Annotated in this window: 20 protein-coding genes; 9 read left to right on the top strand and 11 right to left on the bottom strand. The window is 66.3% G+C overall.

The window, feature by feature from the left end:
- Window positions 1-114 precede the first annotated feature (114 nt).
- Window positions 115-984, top strand: a complete 870-nt coding sequence (locus ACFB49_RS21865; protein WP_380873738.1) for a 3-hydroxyacyl-CoA dehydrogenase NAD-binding domain-containing protein — start codon at window positions 115-117, stop codon at window positions 982-984.
- Here ACFB49_RS21865 and ACFB49_RS21860 read toward each other — a convergent pair.
- Genes ACFB49_RS21860 through ACFB49_RS21850 form a run of 3 tightly spaced genes read right to left on the bottom strand, consistent with a single transcriptional unit; the run spans window position 951 to window position 3443 of the window.
- Window positions 951-1319 (bottom strand): DMT family transporter, encoded by a 369-nt coding sequence (locus ACFB49_RS21860; RefSeq protein WP_380873737.1) that lies wholly within the window; start codon window positions 1317-1319, stop codon window positions 951-953. The genes ACFB49_RS21865 and ACFB49_RS21860 overlap by 34 nt on opposite strands.
- A 10-nt stretch (window positions 1320-1329) precedes the next feature.
- On the bottom strand, window positions 1330-2265 hold the full coding sequence (locus ACFB49_RS21855; RefSeq protein WP_380873736.1) for an isoaspartyl peptidase/L-asparaginase family protein: 936 nt from the start codon (window positions 2263-2265) through the stop codon (window positions 1330-1332).
- Window positions 2262-3443 (bottom strand): acyltransferase family protein, encoded by a 1182-nt coding sequence (locus ACFB49_RS21850; protein WP_380873735.1) that lies wholly within the window; start codon window positions 3441-3443, stop codon window positions 2262-2264. Before ACFB49_RS21850 ends, ACFB49_RS21855 begins: the two co-directional genes overlap by 4 nt.
- Window positions 3444-3521: 78 nt before the next feature.
- On the opposite strand from ACFB49_RS21850, the gene ispG reads away from it, so the two are divergent.
- Genes ispG through ACFB49_RS21830 form a run of 4 tightly spaced genes read left to right on the top strand, consistent with a single transcriptional unit; the run spans window position 3522 to window position 6659 of the window.
- Entirely contained in the window at window positions 3522-4655 is a 1134-nt protein-coding gene (ispG, locus tag ACFB49_RS21845) for a flavodoxin-dependent (E)-4-hydroxy-3-methylbut-2-enyl-diphosphate synthase (protein ID WP_380873734.1), read from the top strand.
- Complete coding sequence (locus ACFB49_RS21840; RefSeq protein ID WP_380873732.1) at window positions 4652-5293, top strand: cation transporter; 642 nt, start codon at window positions 4652-4654, stop codon at window positions 5291-5293. Before ispG ends, ACFB49_RS21840 begins: the two co-directional genes overlap by 4 nt.
- A complete protein-coding gene (locus ACFB49_RS21835; protein WP_380873730.1) occupies window positions 5290-6186 on the top strand; it encodes a DMT family transporter in 897 nt (298 codons plus the stop codon). Before ACFB49_RS21840 ends, ACFB49_RS21835 begins: the two co-directional genes overlap by 4 nt.
- Window positions 6183-6659 carry a GNAT family N-acetyltransferase gene (locus ACFB49_RS21830; RefSeq protein ID WP_380873729.1) on the top strand — a complete coding sequence of 159 codons (477 nt, stop codon included), beginning with the start codon at window positions 6183-6185 and terminating at the stop codon, window positions 6657-6659. The genes ACFB49_RS21835 and ACFB49_RS21830 overlap by 4 nt, the downstream gene beginning before the upstream one ends.
- A 222-nt stretch (window positions 6660-6881) precedes the next feature.
- On the opposite strand, the gene ACFB49_RS21825 is transcribed toward ACFB49_RS21830, so the two are convergent.
- Complete coding sequence (locus ACFB49_RS21825; protein WP_380873727.1) at window positions 6882-7538, bottom strand: DUF1345 domain-containing protein; 657 nt, start codon at window positions 7536-7538, stop codon at window positions 6882-6884.
- A gap of 46 nt (window positions 7539-7584) precedes the next feature.
- Between ACFB49_RS21825 and ACFB49_RS21820 the strand changes: the two genes are divergently transcribed.
- Genes ACFB49_RS21820 through ACFB49_RS21810 form a run of 3 tightly spaced genes read left to right on the top strand, consistent with a single transcriptional unit; the run spans window position 7585 to window position 9210 of the window.
- On the top strand, window positions 7585-7899 hold the full coding sequence (locus ACFB49_RS21820) for a DMT family transporter (RefSeq protein ID WP_380873725.1): 315 nt from the start codon (window positions 7585-7587) through the stop codon (window positions 7897-7899).
- 1 nt (window position 7900) lies between these two features.
- Window positions 7901-8257, top strand: a complete 357-nt coding sequence (locus ACFB49_RS21815) for a TfoX/Sxy family protein (protein ID WP_380873723.1) — start codon at window positions 7901-7903, stop codon at window positions 8255-8257.
- Window positions 8254-9210, top strand: a complete 957-nt coding sequence (locus ACFB49_RS21810; protein ID WP_380873722.1) for a threonine/serine dehydratase — start codon at window positions 8254-8256, stop codon at window positions 9208-9210. Before ACFB49_RS21815 ends, ACFB49_RS21810 begins: the two co-directional genes overlap by 4 nt.
- Window positions 9211-9304: 94 nt before the next feature.
- Here ACFB49_RS21810 and ACFB49_RS21805 read toward each other — a convergent pair whose 3' ends face one another.
- Entirely contained in the window at window positions 9305-9721 is a 417-nt protein-coding gene (locus tag ACFB49_RS21805) for a GtrA family protein (protein WP_380873720.1), read from the bottom strand.
- Window positions 9722-9771: 50 nt separating this feature from the next.
- On the opposite strand from ACFB49_RS21805, the gene ACFB49_RS21800 reads away from it, so the two are divergent.
- Window positions 9772-11544: an AcrB/AcrD/AcrF family protein gene (locus ACFB49_RS21800; protein ID WP_380873719.1), complete on the top strand. Its 1773-nt coding sequence runs from the start codon at window positions 9772-9774 to the stop codon at window positions 11542-11544.
- Window positions 11545-11546: 2 nt separating this feature from the next.
- Here ACFB49_RS21800 and ACFB49_RS21795 read toward each other — a convergent pair whose 3' ends face one another.
- From ACFB49_RS21795 to ACFB49_RS21770, 6 genes are all read right to left on the bottom strand, one after another.
- On the bottom strand, window positions 11547-12164 hold the full coding sequence (locus ACFB49_RS21795) for a MarC family protein (RefSeq protein ID WP_380873717.1): 618 nt from the start codon (window positions 12162-12164) through the stop codon (window positions 11547-11549).
- Window positions 12161-13051: a bifunctional methylenetetrahydrofolate dehydrogenase/methenyltetrahydrofolate cyclohydrolase FolD gene (folD, locus tag ACFB49_RS21790; protein ID WP_380873715.1), complete on the bottom strand. Its 891-nt coding sequence runs from the start codon at window positions 13049-13051 to the stop codon at window positions 12161-12163. Before folD ends, ACFB49_RS21795 begins: the two co-directional genes overlap by 4 nt.
- Window positions 13048-13332 (bottom strand): DUF167 family protein, encoded by a 285-nt coding sequence (locus ACFB49_RS21785; RefSeq protein ID WP_380880078.1) that lies wholly within the window; start codon window positions 13330-13332, stop codon window positions 13048-13050. Before ACFB49_RS21785 ends, folD begins: the two co-directional genes overlap by 4 nt.
- Before the next feature lie 44 nt (window positions 13333-13376).
- Window positions 13377-13679: a YggT family protein gene (locus ACFB49_RS21780; RefSeq protein WP_380873713.1), complete on the bottom strand. Its 303-nt coding sequence runs from the start codon at window positions 13677-13679 to the stop codon at window positions 13377-13379.
- Between the two features lie 99 nt (window positions 13680-13778).
- A complete protein-coding gene (locus ACFB49_RS21775; protein ID WP_380873711.1) occupies window positions 13779-14192 on the bottom strand; it encodes a DUF4345 domain-containing protein in 414 nt (137 codons plus the stop codon).
- Window positions 14189-14674, bottom strand: a complete 486-nt coding sequence (locus tag ACFB49_RS21770) for a DUF2721 domain-containing protein (protein ID WP_380873709.1) — start codon at window positions 14672-14674, stop codon at window positions 14189-14191. The genes ACFB49_RS21775 and ACFB49_RS21770 overlap by 4 nt, the downstream gene beginning before the upstream one ends.
- Between the last annotated feature and the right edge of the window lie 51 nt (window positions 14675-14725).

Genomic DNA, 14725 nt, shown 5'->3' with positions numbered 1-14725 from the left:
CGGAACAAGTCCGGGGTGACGGCAGGACGGCCGGCGCCTAGCGCTCGCGCGAGCTTTTCTTCCCCTTGATCCTCCCCTATCGGCGGTCGCAACTGAAGCCGGAAGGGAATGGACATGGACAGCATCGGCGTGATCGGCGCGGGACAGATGGGAGCGGGGATCGCCCAGGTGGCGGCACAGGCGGGTTACAAGGTCTTTCTGTCCGACGTGTCCGTCGAGATCGCCGAAAAGGGCAAGGCCGGCATCGCCAAGATCCTGGGCAAGCAGGTGGAGAAGGGCAAGCTTGCCCAGGCCGACGCGGACGCCGCGGTCGCCCGTATCGAGGCTATCGGCGATCTCGCGCCCATGTCTGCCGCGGGCCTCGTGATCGAGGCGGCGACCGAGCGCGAGGACATCAAGCGCATTATCTTCCAGAATGTCGGCAAGGTTCTGGGGCCGGATGCGGTGCTCGCGTCCAACACCTCGTCCATCTCGATCACGCGCCTCGCCCAGGCTTCGGTCGATCCGACGCGCTTTATCGGCATGCACTTCTTCAACCCGGTGCCGCTGATGCCGCTGATGGAGGTGATCCGCGGCCTTGCGACGTCGGACGCGACCGTCGCGGTGGCGGAAGCTTTCGCCAAGAAGGTGGGCAAGGAAACGGTGATCGCGCAGGATTCGCCCTGCTTCGTCGTCAACCGCATCCTGCTGCCGCTGCTCAACGAAGCCTTTTTCGCCGTCGGTGAAGGCGTCGGTTCGATCGTCGATATCGACAAGGGCGTGAAGCTGGGCCTCGGCCATCCGATGGGGCCGCTGACGCTCGCCGACATGATCGGCCTCGACACCATCCTGCTCATCCTCCGCGTGCTGCAGGAGGATTTCGGCGATCCCAAATATCGCCCGGCGCCGCTGCTGGTGAAATATGTCGAGGCCGGCTGGCTCGGCCGCAAGACCGGCCGGGGCTTCTATGATTATTCGGGGCCGGAGCCGGTTCCCACCCGCTGATCCTGTGATGCGTCGTGCGGCGTGGTGAGGTTGAGGCCCACCGCGCCGGCGACGATCAGCGCCACGCATCCCCATTGCGTGATACTCAGGGGCTGGCGGAACACGGCCAGCCCGATCAGCGCGATCACGACGATGCCGACGCCCGACCAGATGGCATAAGCGACACCCATCGGGATGCGGGTGAGCGTGAAGGACAGAAGCCAGAAGCAGGCCGAATAGAGCGCGATCGCGGCAAGGCCGTAAGCGGGCCGGGCAAAGCCTTCGGACGCCTTGAGCAGGGATGTCGCGGCGATCTCCAGCAGGATCGATCCGCCGAGCATGGCCCAAGGGTTCATCGTCTGCCCCCTATTCGTCGTCGTAGATCGCGATTTCGGGCGGGGCATCGTGCGTCGCCATGCCGCGATACATGCCGGGCGTGTTGAACGCCCAGCCACCCGAGCCGTCGGCGGAAACGACGATTACGCCGCCCTTGCCGCCCATTTCGCCAAGTTCGTGGATCAGTTCGTCCGATGCTTCCTCGATGCTCTCGCCGGCAAGGCGGACGCGCGCGGTGATCTCGTGCGCGAGGCCGAGGCGGATGAAATATTCGCCCGATCCGGTGCAGGACACCGCACAGGCGCGATCATCGGCATAGGTGCCCGCTCCGATCAGCGGGGAATCGCCGACGCGGCCCCATTTCTTGCCGGTGAGGCCGCCGGTCGAGGTGGCGGCGGCGATATGGCCGTCCATGTCGACCGCGACCGCGCCGACGGTGCCATATTTCATCCCCGAATCGAACGCGCCATCGGGCCGGGCGAGAATCTCCTCGAGCTGGCGGCGGCGTTCAGGCGTCTCGAACCATTCAGGCTCAGCGGCTTCGATGTCATGCGCGCGGGCGAAGCCGTCCGCACCTGCGCCGGCGAGGAAGACGTGCGGGCTCTGCTCCATCACCGCACGGGCGAGCGTGATCGGGTTGCGGGTGGTGCGCACGCCGGCGACCGCGCCGGCATCGAGGGTGGCGCCGTCCATGATCGCGGCGTCGCATTCGATCCGCCCCTCGGCGGTGAAGACCGATCCGCGGCCGGCGTTGAACAGGGGATCGTCCTCGAGGATGCGCACCGCCGCCTCGACCGCGTCGAGCGCGGAGCCATGGGCAGAGAGGATCGCCGCGCCAGCGTCGAGTGCGGCCTTCAGCCCGGCGCGCCCGCCCGCATCCTCGGCCTCGGGCAATACGCCGCGGCGCATCGATCCCGATCCGCCATGGATGACAAGGGTCCAGCGCGACGGGTTGGCGGTGGTCATAGGAGGCTCCGGATGGGTGGTTGCGGCCTCACTACACGCTCCCGCCCGTCAAGGCGACGGGGCAGGCCGATCAGCGGACGGAGCGGGCCGATGCGGCGGCCGCCTTCGTAGAATAGCCAGCAGCCGATGGCGGTGCCGACGATGAGGATGATGAATTCCGCCGCCGCGCCCCAATGATGGCGGACGAGCCACCAGCCGATCAGCACGATCAGGGTCTGGTGGATCAGGTAGACCGGAAACACCGCCTGCGTGAGCGGGCCTCGCCAGCGATGATCGTGGTTCCACCAGCGATTGGCGGCGCCCAGCAGCAGCAGGATTGCGCCCCATCCCATCAGCGACGCCGGGCCGAGCTCGACCCGATGATCGGGCAGCAGCCAGGCGGCGCCGGGATGCCCCGCCAGCCGCCAGGCGAGCAACGCATAGCCGACCACGACAAGCCCCAGCGCCGGCCGCCAACTTCGCGCGATATCGGGCCAGAGGCTGGGCGCACGCGCCAGTGCGAAGCCGAACAGGAAGGCGGGGAGATAGATGGCGTGGCCCGCCAGATCGTCGAGCACGCGGTTGGTCGGCATCGCACCCGGCATCAGGACGAGGCGGACGAGGAGGAGCCAGGCGACGGGCAGGATGAGAAGTCGCCAGCCGCTCATCGCGCGCTCGAACAGGCGCTGGCAGCGCGCTTTGGCGCTGGCAGGGAGCAAAGCGGCGGCCGCCGCCACCAGCATCGAATAAACCCAGATATAGGCCACGAACCAGAGGTGGAAGAAGCCGAAGGCGTGATAATCCTTCGTCCCCCAGCCGAAATAATCATGCCGCCAGAAATATAGGAGGCCGTGGGCGTAACTGAGCTTCTGCTGGATTTCGACCCAGGGCTGGGGAACGACGATGACGCAGGCGCCAAAGGCGAGCGGTATCAGCAACCGGGCGGCGCGGGACCGTGCGAAATCCGCGATGGTCGGCGCGCGGGCCAGTACCGCGCGGGCGGCATAGCCCGAGACGAGGAACAGCAGCAGCATCCGCCACGGGTTCATCGCGACGAGCAGATAGACGATTCCGTCGACCGGATGCTCCGCATTCACGTGCCAGTCCCAGGGCGAGAGCATCAGCCCGACATGATAGACGATGAGGAGCGCGAACGCGGCGATGCGCAGCCAATCCAGGCCGTAATGCCGCGCGGGCAATGCATTTACGGTGATGATCCTGTCCTTTTGCGACCGTGTTTCTTTGAGTCGTCAACGCCAGCCGCTATAGGCGGGTCCATGTCCATTCGCCCATGGCGCGATATCGCGCGCAGAGAATCCCGTCAGATCATGGTCGGCAAGGTGCCGGTAGGCGGCGGCGCGCCCGTCACCGTCCAGACGATGACCAATACGCCGACATCCGACGCGAAGGCGACGATCGACCAGATCCGCCGCTGCGAGGAAGCCGGCGCGGACATCATCCGCGTCTCCTGCCCCGACGTGGAATCGACCGCGGCCTTCCGCGAGATCACCCGCGCCGCGAAGGTACCGATCGTCGCCGACATCCATTTCCACTATAAGCGCGCGCTGGAAGCGGCGGACGCGGGCGCAGCGTGCCTGCGGATCAACCCCGGCAATATCGGATCGAACGAGCGCGTCGCCGAAGTGGTGCGCGCCGCCAAGGCCAATGGCTGCGCGATCCGCATCGGCGTGAATGCCGGCAGCCTCGAACGCGACCTGCTCGAAAAATATGGCGAGCCCTGCCCCGAGGCTCTGGTCGAAAGCGCGCTCGACCATATCAAGCTGCTGCAGGACCATGATTTCCACGATTACAAGGTGGCGGTGAAGGCGTCGGACGTCTTCCTCGCGGTTGCAGCCTATATGCAGCTCGCCGACGCGGTGGATTGCCCGCTGCATCTGGGCATCACCGAAGCCGGCGGACTGATCGGCGGTACGGTGAAGTCCGCCATCGGCATCGGCAATTTGCTGTGGGCAGGGATCGGAGACACCATCCGCGTCTCGCTTTCGGCCGAGCCTGAAGAGGAAGTGCGGGTCGGTTACGAGATATTGAAGTCGCTCGGCATCCGCACCCGCGGCGTCCGCGTCGTTTCCTGCCCGAGCTGCGCGCGGCAGGGTTTCGATGTGATCCGTACCGTCGAGAAGCTGGAGGAGCGGCTCAAGCATATCTCAACGCCAATGTCGCTTTCGGTGCTGGGCTGCGTCGTCAACGGCCCCGGCGAGGCGCGCGAGACCGATATCGGCATCACCGGCGGCGGCAATGGCAAGCACATGGTCTATCTGTCCGGCGTCACCGACCATCATGTCGAGGATGCGGGCATGATCGAGCATATCGTCAAGCTGGTCGAGGCGAAGGCCGCCGAGATCCAGGCCGCGAACGCCGAAGCCGAGACGGCGGCCCAGGCGGCCGAATGAGCGACTGCTGCTCCGCCAAGGGCTGCGAGCTCGAAAAGCTTGCCCAACAGGCGGAGCAACGCCGCGTGCTGATCGCGGTGCTGGCGATCAACCTCGTCATGTTCGTGGTCGAGTTCGGCGCCGGCTTCATCGCCGGATCGGCCGCCCTGATGGCGGATTCGGTCGACATGCTGGGCGACGCTCTGGTCTATGGCGTCAGCCTCTATGCGCTCGACCGGAGCCTCCGCTGGCGCGCGGGCGCAGCCCTGTTCAAGGGCGGCTTCATCCTGCTGCTCGGCGTCGGCGTGCTCATCCAGATCGGCACGCGGCTGACGACCGGGGTGCCGCCGGCATCGGGGCTGATGCTGGTTTTCGGCGCGCTGGCGCTGGTCGCCAACCTCGTCTGCCTGCGCCTGCTGTGGCGATTCCGCAGCCATGACGTCAACATGGCAAGCACCTTCGAATGCTCGCGCAACGATGTGATCGCCAATGTCGGCGTGCTGGTGGCGGCCGCCGGCGTGGCGGCCTTCGCGTCGCCCTGGCCGGACATCATCGTGGCATCGGCCATCGCGATCATCTTCCTGCGTTCGGCCATCCGCATCCTCATGAGCGGCAGCCGCGAGTTCCGCGCCGCGGGCACGCCGCAGGCGGCGGAGTGACCCGCCCGACAGCGCCGGGCATCGCCTTTGCCGTGGCGACGCTGGGGATCGCCGTATTTTCGTGCATGGACGCGCTGATGAAGGGGCTGACGATCGAGATCGGCGCCTACAACACGATGCTGTGGCGGTCCTTTGCAGGGACGGCGATCGGCGCGGCCGTGCATTTCGCGCGGCGGCCGAGCCGGCCGGCGGGATCGACGCTGCGGCTTCATTTTCAGCGTGGGCTGGTCGCGACGATCATGGCGATCACCTTCTTCTGGGGGCTGGCGCGGGTGCCGATGGCACAGGCGATCGCGCTCACCTTCATCGCGCCTTTGATCGCGATCTTTCTGGCGGGGTTGCTGCTCAAGGAGAGGATCGACCGTAGCGCGATCGTCGCGTCGCTGATCGCCTTCCTGGGCGTGCTGCTGATCCTGGCGGGGCAGGCGCGCGCGGAGTTGGGGCATGAGGCGTTTCTGGGGGCGATTGCCATTCTCTTTTCGGCGGTCTGCTACGCCTACAACATCATCCTGATGCGGCGTCAGGCGCAGGTGGCAGACGGACGCGAGGTCGCCTTCTACCAGAATATGACGGTCGCCATTTTCCTCTCGCTGGCGGCGCCGGTGCTGGCGATCGTGCCCGACACCGAACATGCGCCCGCGCTGGTGGGCGCGGCGGCGCTGGCAACGGCGTCGCTGTTCCTGCTCACCTGGGCCTATGGCCGGGCCGAGGCGAGCTATCTGGCGCCGGTGGAATATACCGCCTTCATCTGGGCGAGCATCCTTGGCTATCTGGTCTTCGACGAGCGGGTCGGCGTCCTCACCGTCGCCGGAGCAGCCCTGATCGCCGGCGGCTGCCTGATGGCCGCGCGCCGCAAGCCCGTGCCGATGGGCAATCTGGAAGGAGCAACGTGAGCACAACTGTCCGCCTCGCCATTCCCGGCGACGCCCCAGAGATTCTGCGCATGATCCGCGCGCTCGCCACTTATGAGCGCGAGCCGGATGCGGTGAAGGCGACCGTCGCTTCGCTCGACGAGATGCTGTTCGGCCCCGATCCCAAGGTGTTCGCGCATATCGCCGAAGTGGATGGCAGGCCCGCGGGGCTGGCCGTCTGGTTCCTCAATTTCTCCACCTGGACGGGCCGGCACGGCATCTATCTGGAGGACCTGTTCGTCGACCCGCAAGTGCGCCGCGCGGGTGTGGCCGGCGCGCTGTTCCGCGCGCTGGCGGCCGAGGCCAAGGCACGCGGCTGCGCGCGGATCGACTGGGCGGTGCTCGACTGGAACGAGGATGCCAAGCGCTTCTACCGCACGCTTGGCGGCTATCATTCTACAGGCTGGGAGCCGTGGCGGCTGGATGGCGAGGGGCTGGAAGCGCTGCAGGACTGAAGACACGTTTCTCCCCTCCCTTTCAGGGAGGGGTTGGGGGTGGGTCAGCGCGCGAAGCGCGCGTTCTTCAACCTCACCTCAAGAACTAAAGTCGGAAGGTCGCCGAGTGCCTCGGCGAACCCACCCCTCGCATCAGGTGAAACAGCCCCCGGCTGTTTCAGATCGTCCGGGGAACGATCGGCCTGAAGCGCCCCTCCCTTCCAGGGAGGGGAGATATTGCGGTTAGCCGCCCAGCACATTGATGCTGAAGGCCAGCACGCCGATGTTGAAGAAGAAGGCGGCGATGCCGTGGACCAACACGGTGCGGCGCATCGAGCGATCGGAAATTTCGACGTCCGACGTCTGGAACGTCATGCCCAAGGTGAAAGCGAAATAGGCGAAGTCCCAATAATCGGGCTCCTCCATCCGCGGGAAGCCGAGGCCGCCCATGTCACCCCCGCCCGGCGCCTCGGTGTAGAACATATGGGCATAGTGCATCGCATAGACGAAGTTGCTGAACAGCCATGCGATCACCAATGTCGCGACGATCAGCACGATCATCGCCCCCGATTCATCGCCTAGTCGCAATTCAGCACCGACCGCGACCAGGATCACCGCCATGACCAGGCCGGTTATGACGAGCAGCCCGACACGGTTTGCGTCATTTTCCTTCGCGGCGCGGCGCATGTCGTCGGCCTCGCGATAGAAGAGCGGCAGGCAACTCAGCAGGAAAACGATCGCCGCGCCGTCAAAGCCCAGCATCACCGCCATGCGCCAATCGTCACCCAGCGACGCTGCGAAATAGCCGCCACCCAGCGCAAAGAGGATGAACGCCAGGAAGCGCGGCGGCGCCACCCTGTTGCCGATGCCGGATTTGCCCTTTGCGCCCCCGCCTGCCATGGCCGCAGACATTATCGCAGGTCGCGGGGATGGTGGAGTAAAATCAATGGCGTGGTTCTGGCTGATCCTGGGCGGCGCATTCGAAGTCGGGTTCACGACCTCGCTGCGTTTCGTCGACGGATTCAAGAATTTGCCATGGACGCTCGCCTTCCTCGTCTCGGTCACGCTGTCGATGGGCCTCCTGGAACTGGCGTCGCGTTCAATCCCGATGGGCACCGCTTATGCCGTATGGGGCGGCATCGGCGCGCTCGGCACCGTCATCGTCGGCATGATATGGTTCGGCGAACCGATCAATGCGCTGCGGCTCGGGCTGATCGTCGCGCTGGTCAGCTGCATCGCGGGCCTCAAGCTGGCACATTGAGATGAGTGGCCTTCTCGCCTGGATCGAGGAAGCACTGGCGCCGCTGGGTACGGTGACCAGTCGGGCGATGATGGGCGGGCGCGTGCTTTATTGCGACGGCACGATCTTCGCGATTCTCGGCGACGAGGAACTGTGGTTCAAGGCCGACGCCGAGAGCGATGCGATATGGGACGAAGCCGGTTGCGATCGCTTCACCTATCAGATGCGAGATCGGCTAGAATCGATGAACTATCGTCGGGCGCCCGGCGATGTGCATGACGATCCGGACGAGATGCGGCGCTGGGCGGAGATCGCCATCGCCGCGGGCGTTCGCGGCCAGGCGAAGAAGAAACCCCGAAAGAAGGTGAAGCAGCCATGAGCGCAGACCTGCCCGTCACCTTCATCGACATCGCGACCGCCGTTTCGCGGATCGAGGGGCATGTCCATCATACCCCGGTGATGCGGTCGCACCGGCTGGACGACATCCTGAAGGCAAAGATCGCGTTCAAGTGCGAGAATTTCCAGCGGATCGGCGCCTTCAAGGCCCGCGGCGCGCACAATGCGGTGCTGGCGCTGGACGAAACGGCGGCCGAACGCGGCGTCGTCACCCATTCGTCGGGCAATCATGCCGCGGCGCTGAGCCTCGCCGCCGCGACGCGGGGCATCCCGGCTTTCATCGTGATGCCGGAAAATGCCCCCCAGGCGAAGGTCGATTCCGTGCGACGGCTGGGCGGGCAGATCGAGTTCTGCGCGCCGACCATCACGGCCCGCGAAGCCGCCGCCGACGCGATCGCCGCCAGCCGCGGCGCGACGCTCGTCCACCCTTATGACGATCCGCTGGTGATTGCGGGCCAGGGGACGGCGGCGCTGGAACTGCTGGAAGAAGTGGGGCCGCTCGACGCGATCGTCGCGCCGGTCGGTGGCGGTGGGCTGATGTCCGGCACGGCGGTGGTCGCCCGGCACATGCAGCCCGGCATCCGTATCATCGCGACCGAACCCGAGCAGGCTGACGATGCCTTTCGTTCGTGGAAAACGGGCGAGCGCACCGCCGGCGATCCGCCGAACACCATCGCGGACGGGTTGCGCACGACGCTTGGCGTCAATGGCTTCCATATTCTGACGGTGTTGCTCGACGATTTCGTCACCGTCAGCGAGGCCGCGATCGTCGATGCGATGCGGCTGGTGTGGGAAGTGATGAAGATCGTCATCGAGCCCAGCGCCGCGGTGCCGGTGGCGGCGCTGCTGGAAGGAAAGGTCGACCTCAAGGACGCGCGGGTGGGCGTGATTCTGTCCGGCGGGAATGTCGATCTCGATCGGCTGCCCTGGCAATAAATTTGACCGTCATCCCAGCGAAAGCTGGGATCTCAGCAGGCAAGGACGACATATTTGCCGCACGAGATCCCAGCTTTCGCTGGGATGACGGCAGCTACGCAAACACCCATTTGCGGTTGAGCCAGAAGACCGCAAGCGGCGTCGCCGTCACCATCAGCGGCATCGGCCACCAGGTCTGGCCGCCCAGATATTCCACCAGCAGCCACACCCAGAAGCTGTTGAGCGCGAGGCCCACGAGATTGACCGCGACGAAGCGCCCGCCCGTCCGCGCGAGGTTGCCGCGCCGGCCATGGCCGCGAAAGCTCCAGCGGCTGTGGATCATGTAGCCGACGATCAGCGCAATGACGAAGCCGATGACGTTCGAGACCAGGGGCGCGATATGAGCCAGCTCAGCCAGCGACCAGTAAAGGCCGAGATGGACCATCGACGAGAGGCCACCGCTGATCGCGTAGCGGACGAGTTGCCCGAACAATTCCCGATGATGCGCCCAGCGGCCGCCTGTGATGTTCATCTTGATCCGCTTGCCCTTTGGCAATGAGCCACTAATGGCGGAAGACGACTATGGGAAGCGCGCAAGACGATCTGCTGGGACGCCACTGGCTGCGGTGGCTACTGCTGTTCTGGGCCGTCACGGCCTTCATGCTGATCGCGATGAAATGGGGTGCGATCCACTGGTTCGCGCTGGGCGACACCGACGATAATCTGCGCATGGCCGAAGTACGCGCCTGGCTGCAGGGCCAGGGCTGGTTCGACCTGCGCCAATATAAGCTCGATCCGCCGGGCGGCGCGAATATCCACTGGTCGCGGCTGGTCGATATTCCGATCGCGGGGCTGATCCTGGCGATCAAGCCCTTCTTCGGCGGCGTTCTCGCGGAAAAATGGGCGGCGGCGATCGCGCCGCTGCTGGCGCTGGGTGGAGCGATGGTCGCGCTGTCGCTCGCCGTGCGGCGGCTGATCGCGCCGTCGGCCTATCCGCTCGCCATCCTGATCCTTGTCTGCACGACACAGACGATGGGCATGTTCACGCCGCTGCGCATCGACCATCATGGCTGGCAGCTTGCCTGCCTGGCGCTGGCGGTCGCAGGAATCGCCGATCCGGCGCGGGCGCGCGGCGGCGTGACGCTGGGCATCGCAACCGCATTGTCGCTGACCATCGGCATGGAGCTTTTCCCCTATTTCGCGCTCGCGGCCGGCATCACCGGCTTACGCTGGGTGATCGACGGCGCGGAAGGTACGCGGCTGCGGGCCTATGGCGCGGCATTGGCGGCAGGGTGCACCCTGGGCTATCTGCTCTTCGCGTCCTACGCCAATCGCGCGCCGGTCTGCGATGCGCTGTCGCCGGTGTGGCTTTCCGCGGCGCTGGGCGGCGGGGCACTGGTCGTCGGCCTGTCCTTCATCCCCGCGAAGAACTGGCCGGTCCGCATGGCGCTGGCGGTCGTGGCGGCGGGCCTGATCCTCGGCTGTTTCGCACTTGCCTGGCCGCATTGCCTGTCGCGCCCCGAAGGCGTGTCGCCCGAGCTCGAAGAACTGTGGCTGAGCCATGTCCGTGAGGCGCGGCCGATCTACCGCCATGACTGGCGGATCGCGGTGCCGCTGGCGACACTGCCGATCATCGGCCTGATCGGGGCGGGCTGGAGCCTGTGGAAGACGCGCGGCACGGAGCGGTTCATTCCCTGGCTCGGCGTCGGGCTGATGGCGCTGAGCGCGGCGGTCCTGCTGCTGTGGCAGTTGCGCGCCGGCGCGGCCGCGCAGATGCTCGCCATACCCGGCGCCACGGCGATCGGCTGGGTGCTGTTGCCGATGGTGCGGCGGAGCACGAACGTCCTCATGCGCGTGGCCGTGCCCGCGCTGATCCTGCTCGTCATCACCGGATCGGCCGTCCGCATGACGGTGGATGCGATACCCACGGCCAAGCCAGGCAAATATCGCAAGGCGGTGAGCAATGCGAACCGCAAATGCCCGACGCTGCCGGCGCTGCGGCCGATCGCGCTGATCCCGCCGGCGACGATCCTGACCTTCGTCGATTTCGGGCCGCGCCTGATCAACGTGACCAAGCATCGCGCGATCGCCGGCCCCTATCACCGCAATGGCGAGGCGATCCTGGATGTGCAGCACGCCTTCCGCGGAACCGCGGACAATGCCCACGCCATCGTCCGCAAGCATGGCGTGACCATGGTGCTGATCTGCCCCGGCATGTCCGAATCCACCGTCTATGCGGCGGAAGCCAAGAACGGCTTCTACGTCCAGCTTCGCGACGGCAAGGTTCCCGCCTGGCTGGAGCCCGTGGCGCTGCCCAAGGAGTCTCCGTTCAAGCTGTGGCGCGTGCGGAGCTAGGTTCAGCCGAAAGAGCCGTGGATACCGTTGATCACGAACTGCGCGGCGAGCGCCGCGAGGATCACGCCCAATAGCCGCGTCACCACCGTTTCGACATTCTGACCGACCAGCCGCATCAGCGGGCCGGCGGCGAGCAAAGCGGCCAGCGTGAGTGCCAGGATCGCGGCCATCGCGCCGAGCACGACCGCACCTTCCGCAAAGCCTTCCGTCTTGCCGATCGCGAGCATGATGCTGGCAATCGATCCCGGCCCCGCGATCATCGGGATCGCCATGGGGAAGATCGACACATCCTCCACATGTTCCTGTTTCACCTTCTCGGCCCGGTCCTCACGCCGCTGGGTGCGCTTTTCGAACACCATTTCCAGCGCGATCAGGAACAGCATGATGCCGCCGGCGATGCGGAAGGCATCGAGGCTGACGCCGAGCGCGCGGAGGAAATCCTCCCCGAACAAGGCGAAGACGATCAGGATGCTCGCGGCGACCAAGACGGCGCGGATCGCCATCGCCCGGCGATGCGCGGGCGCGGCACCAGCGGTGAGGCTGGCGAAGATCGGCGCGCAGCCAGGCGGATCGATCACCACGAAGAAGGTGACGAAGGCGGAGACGAAGAGTTCGATCACAGGCCGGCGGGCGCGGGCAGGCCGGCGCGGCGATAGGCCGCGACCACGGTGTTGCGGAGCAGGACCGCGATCGTCATCGGCCCGACGCCGCCCGGCACCGGCGTGATCGCCGAAGCGACTTCGGCGGCGCTGGCATAATCGACGTCGCCGACCAGCTTCGTCTTGCCTTCTTCCGATCCCGGCACGCGATTGATGCCGACATCGATCACCACCGCGCCCGGCTTCAGCCAGTCGCCCTTCACCATCTCCGGCCGGCCGACGGCGGCGACGACGATATCCGCGCGGCGGACGACGCCAGGCAGATCCTGGGTGCGGGAATGCGCGATGGTGACGGTGCAATTCTCGCCCAGCAGCAATTGCGCCATCGGCTTGCCGACGATGTTGGAACGGCCGATCACCACCGCTTCCTTGCCGGACAGATTGCCGAGCTTGTCCTTGAGCAGCATCAGGCAGCCGAGCGGCGTGCAGGGCACGAAGCCTTCCTGCCCTACGGCCAGCCGGCCGGCATTGGCGATGTGGAAGCCATCGACATCCTTGTCCGGATCGATCGCGGCGATCACGCGCTGCTCGTCGATCTGCTTCGGCAGCGGCAACTGGACCAGGATGCCATCGACCGCATCGTCGCGGTTCAGCCGATCGACGACGGCCAGCAGATCGGCTTCGGACGTGTCGATCGGCAGCTTGTGCTCGAAGCTCTCCATGCCGGCCTCGATCGTCGCCTTGCCCTTGGAGCGGACATAGACGGCGCTTGCCGGATCTTCGCCGACCAGCACGACGGCGAGGCCCGGCACCCGGCCGGTCGCCGTCTTGAAGCCGGGCACTGCCGCCGCCAGCCGATCCCGCAAGCCGGCCGCAAATGCCTTGCCGTCGATCCGATCCGCGCTCATTCCGCCTGTTCCATCTCTGCAAGTTTCGCCGTCAAGGCTGCCGGATCGCCCGTCAGCCGAAATCTCTTTTCCCGCGCCGTCGCCCCGTGGACCAGTTCGACCGCCCCGCGCGCCAGCCCCAGCCGCTTCGCCAGCAGCGCCCTTACCGCATCATTGGCGGCGCCGTCGGCCGGCGCCGCGGCCACCTTCACGCCCAGATAGCATCGGCCCGCAGCATCGCGCCACAGCCCCGTCAGCGCATCGCGACCCCCGCGCGGCGTGACCCGGACAGCGAGTTCGATACCGCCGTCGACGGGCTTCCAGGCGCCTGGCCCTTCCGTGGAGATCAGCCTGCGTAGATTTGCATCGCCAGGCCGGCGAGCACGCGCTGGAGGATGACAAGGCCCAAAATCAGCACCATCGGCGAGAAATCGAGCCCGCCCAGATCAGGCATGAAGCGGCGGATCGGCCGCAAGAGCGGCTCCGTCACGCGATCCAGCGCATACATCAGCCGGCGAACGAATTCGTTGTAGGTGTTGATCACGTTGAACGCGACCAGCAGCGACAGCACCATCTGGACGATGAAGATCGCAACCAGAATGTTGATGAGGAGGTCGATGACGCTGAGCAGCGCCCCTACGAGATACATCAGGTCGTTTCCTTGCGCCCGCTGGTGGATGCCCCGATTAGCGGGGCAAGGCCTTGCGGGCAACATATGGCGCGGTCAGCCGAACGGAAGAGGCGCGAATCAACCATATTCCTGCCGGCTCGACCTCCGAGCCACACGCGCCTGCCAGAGCATCAGCAGTGGGACAACGCCCAATTCCATCACCAGCCCGAAGCGATGGCCCGCCCCCGGCCAGCCGACAATGCCGAGCGAGAGTAGACGGGCAAGACCACCGGCGACGACCATCGCGCCCAACAAGCGAAAGCGCGGGCCGCGCGCCTCGATCGCCGGGACGCAGCTCGCAAAGCCCAGCCCAAGCGCGAGGAAGATACCGGAGAGATAGCGGAAATGGCTGTCGAAGCTTGCGCTGACGGCAAGGCCGCGGGCGATCGCCGACGGTCCAAGCGCCACGCTCGCTGCGCCGATCGTCAGGGGGACGAGGCAGGCGATGGCGACGGCAAGCTGCAACAGCCGCCGTTCGGCTGCGGGCGTCATCGCCGCCAGCTACGGCGATTGGTGCGCTGTTCGAGCAATTCCTCGCGCACGCGGATCGTGGTGAGCGCGACGCGCACCTCGATCAGGAACAGGCCGAGCCCCGAAATCAGCAGCAGCATCGCGATCACGAAACCAACCGCCATCGTCCGCGCGAAGCCCAGGCTGGCCAGATCGGCGATGAACAGGCCGGCGACGACCGCGCAGATCAAGGCCGCGCTCGCCGTGCAGAGGAAGATCGCCCAGTTGGCGAGCATGATCCGCTTGTCGAGCAGACGCAGTTCATGGACCTGCGCTTCATGATCGGGATGATCGTTGGGCGTAAATTCGCGCGCCAACTGGCGGGAACGGTCGACGACGCGGGCCAGTCGCCCGGCCAGCACGTTCAGGATGCTGCCAATGCCGGCCAGCAGGAAGACCGGCGCAACCGCAAGCTGGATGGTATGGGCGATGTCGGCAATGGCGACAGTGGATGGCGGCAGCATGGCGCGGAGGATTGCGGGCGCCGCCCGATGGCGTCAAGCGCCGCCGCCCCG

The sequence above is a fragment of the Sphingomonas sp. DBB INV C78 genome (assembly GCF_042693015.1).
Lineage (GTDB): Bacteria > Pseudomonadota > Alphaproteobacteria > Sphingomonadales > Sphingomonadaceae > Sphingomonas_E.
Note: the sequence above shows the minus strand (reverse complement) of the source record. Positions and strands in the feature narration are given on the sequence as shown.

Coding starts and splice junctions, on each gene's coding strand:
- ACFB49_RS21865 (WP_380873738.1), top strand. CDS start 115: ATGGACAGCATCGGCGTGATCGGCGCGGGACAGATGGGAGCGGGGATC.
- ACFB49_RS21860 (WP_380873737.1), bottom strand. CDS start 1,319: ATGAACCCTTGGGCCATGCTCGGCGGATCGATCCTGCTGGAGATCGCC.
- ACFB49_RS21855 (WP_380873736.1), bottom strand. CDS start 2,265: ATGACCACCGCCAACCCGTCGCGCTGGACCCTTGTCATCCATGGCGGA.
- ispG (WP_380873734.1), top strand. CDS start 3,522: ATGTCCATTCGCCCATGGCGCGATATCGCGCGCAGAGAATCCCGTCAG.
- ACFB49_RS21840 (WP_380873732.1), top strand. CDS start 4,652: ATGAGCGACTGCTGCTCCGCCAAGGGCTGCGAGCTCGAAAAGCTTGCC.
- ACFB49_RS21825 (WP_380873727.1), bottom strand. CDS start 7,538: ATGGCAGGCGGGGGCGCAAAGGGCAAATCCGGCATCGGCAACAGGGTG.
- ACFB49_RS21820 (WP_380873725.1), top strand. CDS start 7,585: ATGGCGTGGTTCTGGCTGATCCTGGGCGGCGCATTCGAAGTCGGGTTC.
- ACFB49_RS21815 (WP_380873723.1), top strand. CDS start 7,901: ATGAGTGGCCTTCTCGCCTGGATCGAGGAAGCACTGGCGCCGCTGGGT.
- ACFB49_RS21810 (WP_380873722.1), top strand. CDS start 8,254: ATGAGCGCAGACCTGCCCGTCACCTTCATCGACATCGCGACCGCCGTT.
- ACFB49_RS21805 (WP_380873720.1), bottom strand. CDS start 9,721: ATGAACATCACAGGCGGCCGCTGGGCGCATCATCGGGAATTGTTCGGG.
- ACFB49_RS21800 (WP_380873719.1), top strand. CDS start 9,772: ATGGGAAGCGCGCAAGACGATCTGCTGGGACGCCACTGGCTGCGGTGG.
- folD (WP_380873715.1), bottom strand. CDS start 13,051: ATGAGCGCGGATCGGATCGACGGCAAGGCATTTGCGGCCGGCTTGCGG.
- ACFB49_RS21780 (WP_380873713.1), bottom strand. CDS start 13,679: ATGTATCTCGTAGGGGCGCTGCTCAGCGTCATCGACCTCCTCATCAAC.
- ACFB49_RS21775 (WP_380873711.1), bottom strand. CDS start 14,192: ATGACGCCCGCAGCCGAACGGCGGCTGTTGCAGCTTGCCGTCGCCATC.
- ACFB49_RS21770 (WP_380873709.1), bottom strand. CDS start 14,674: ATGCTGCCGCCATCCACTGTCGCCATTGCCGACATCGCCCATACCATC.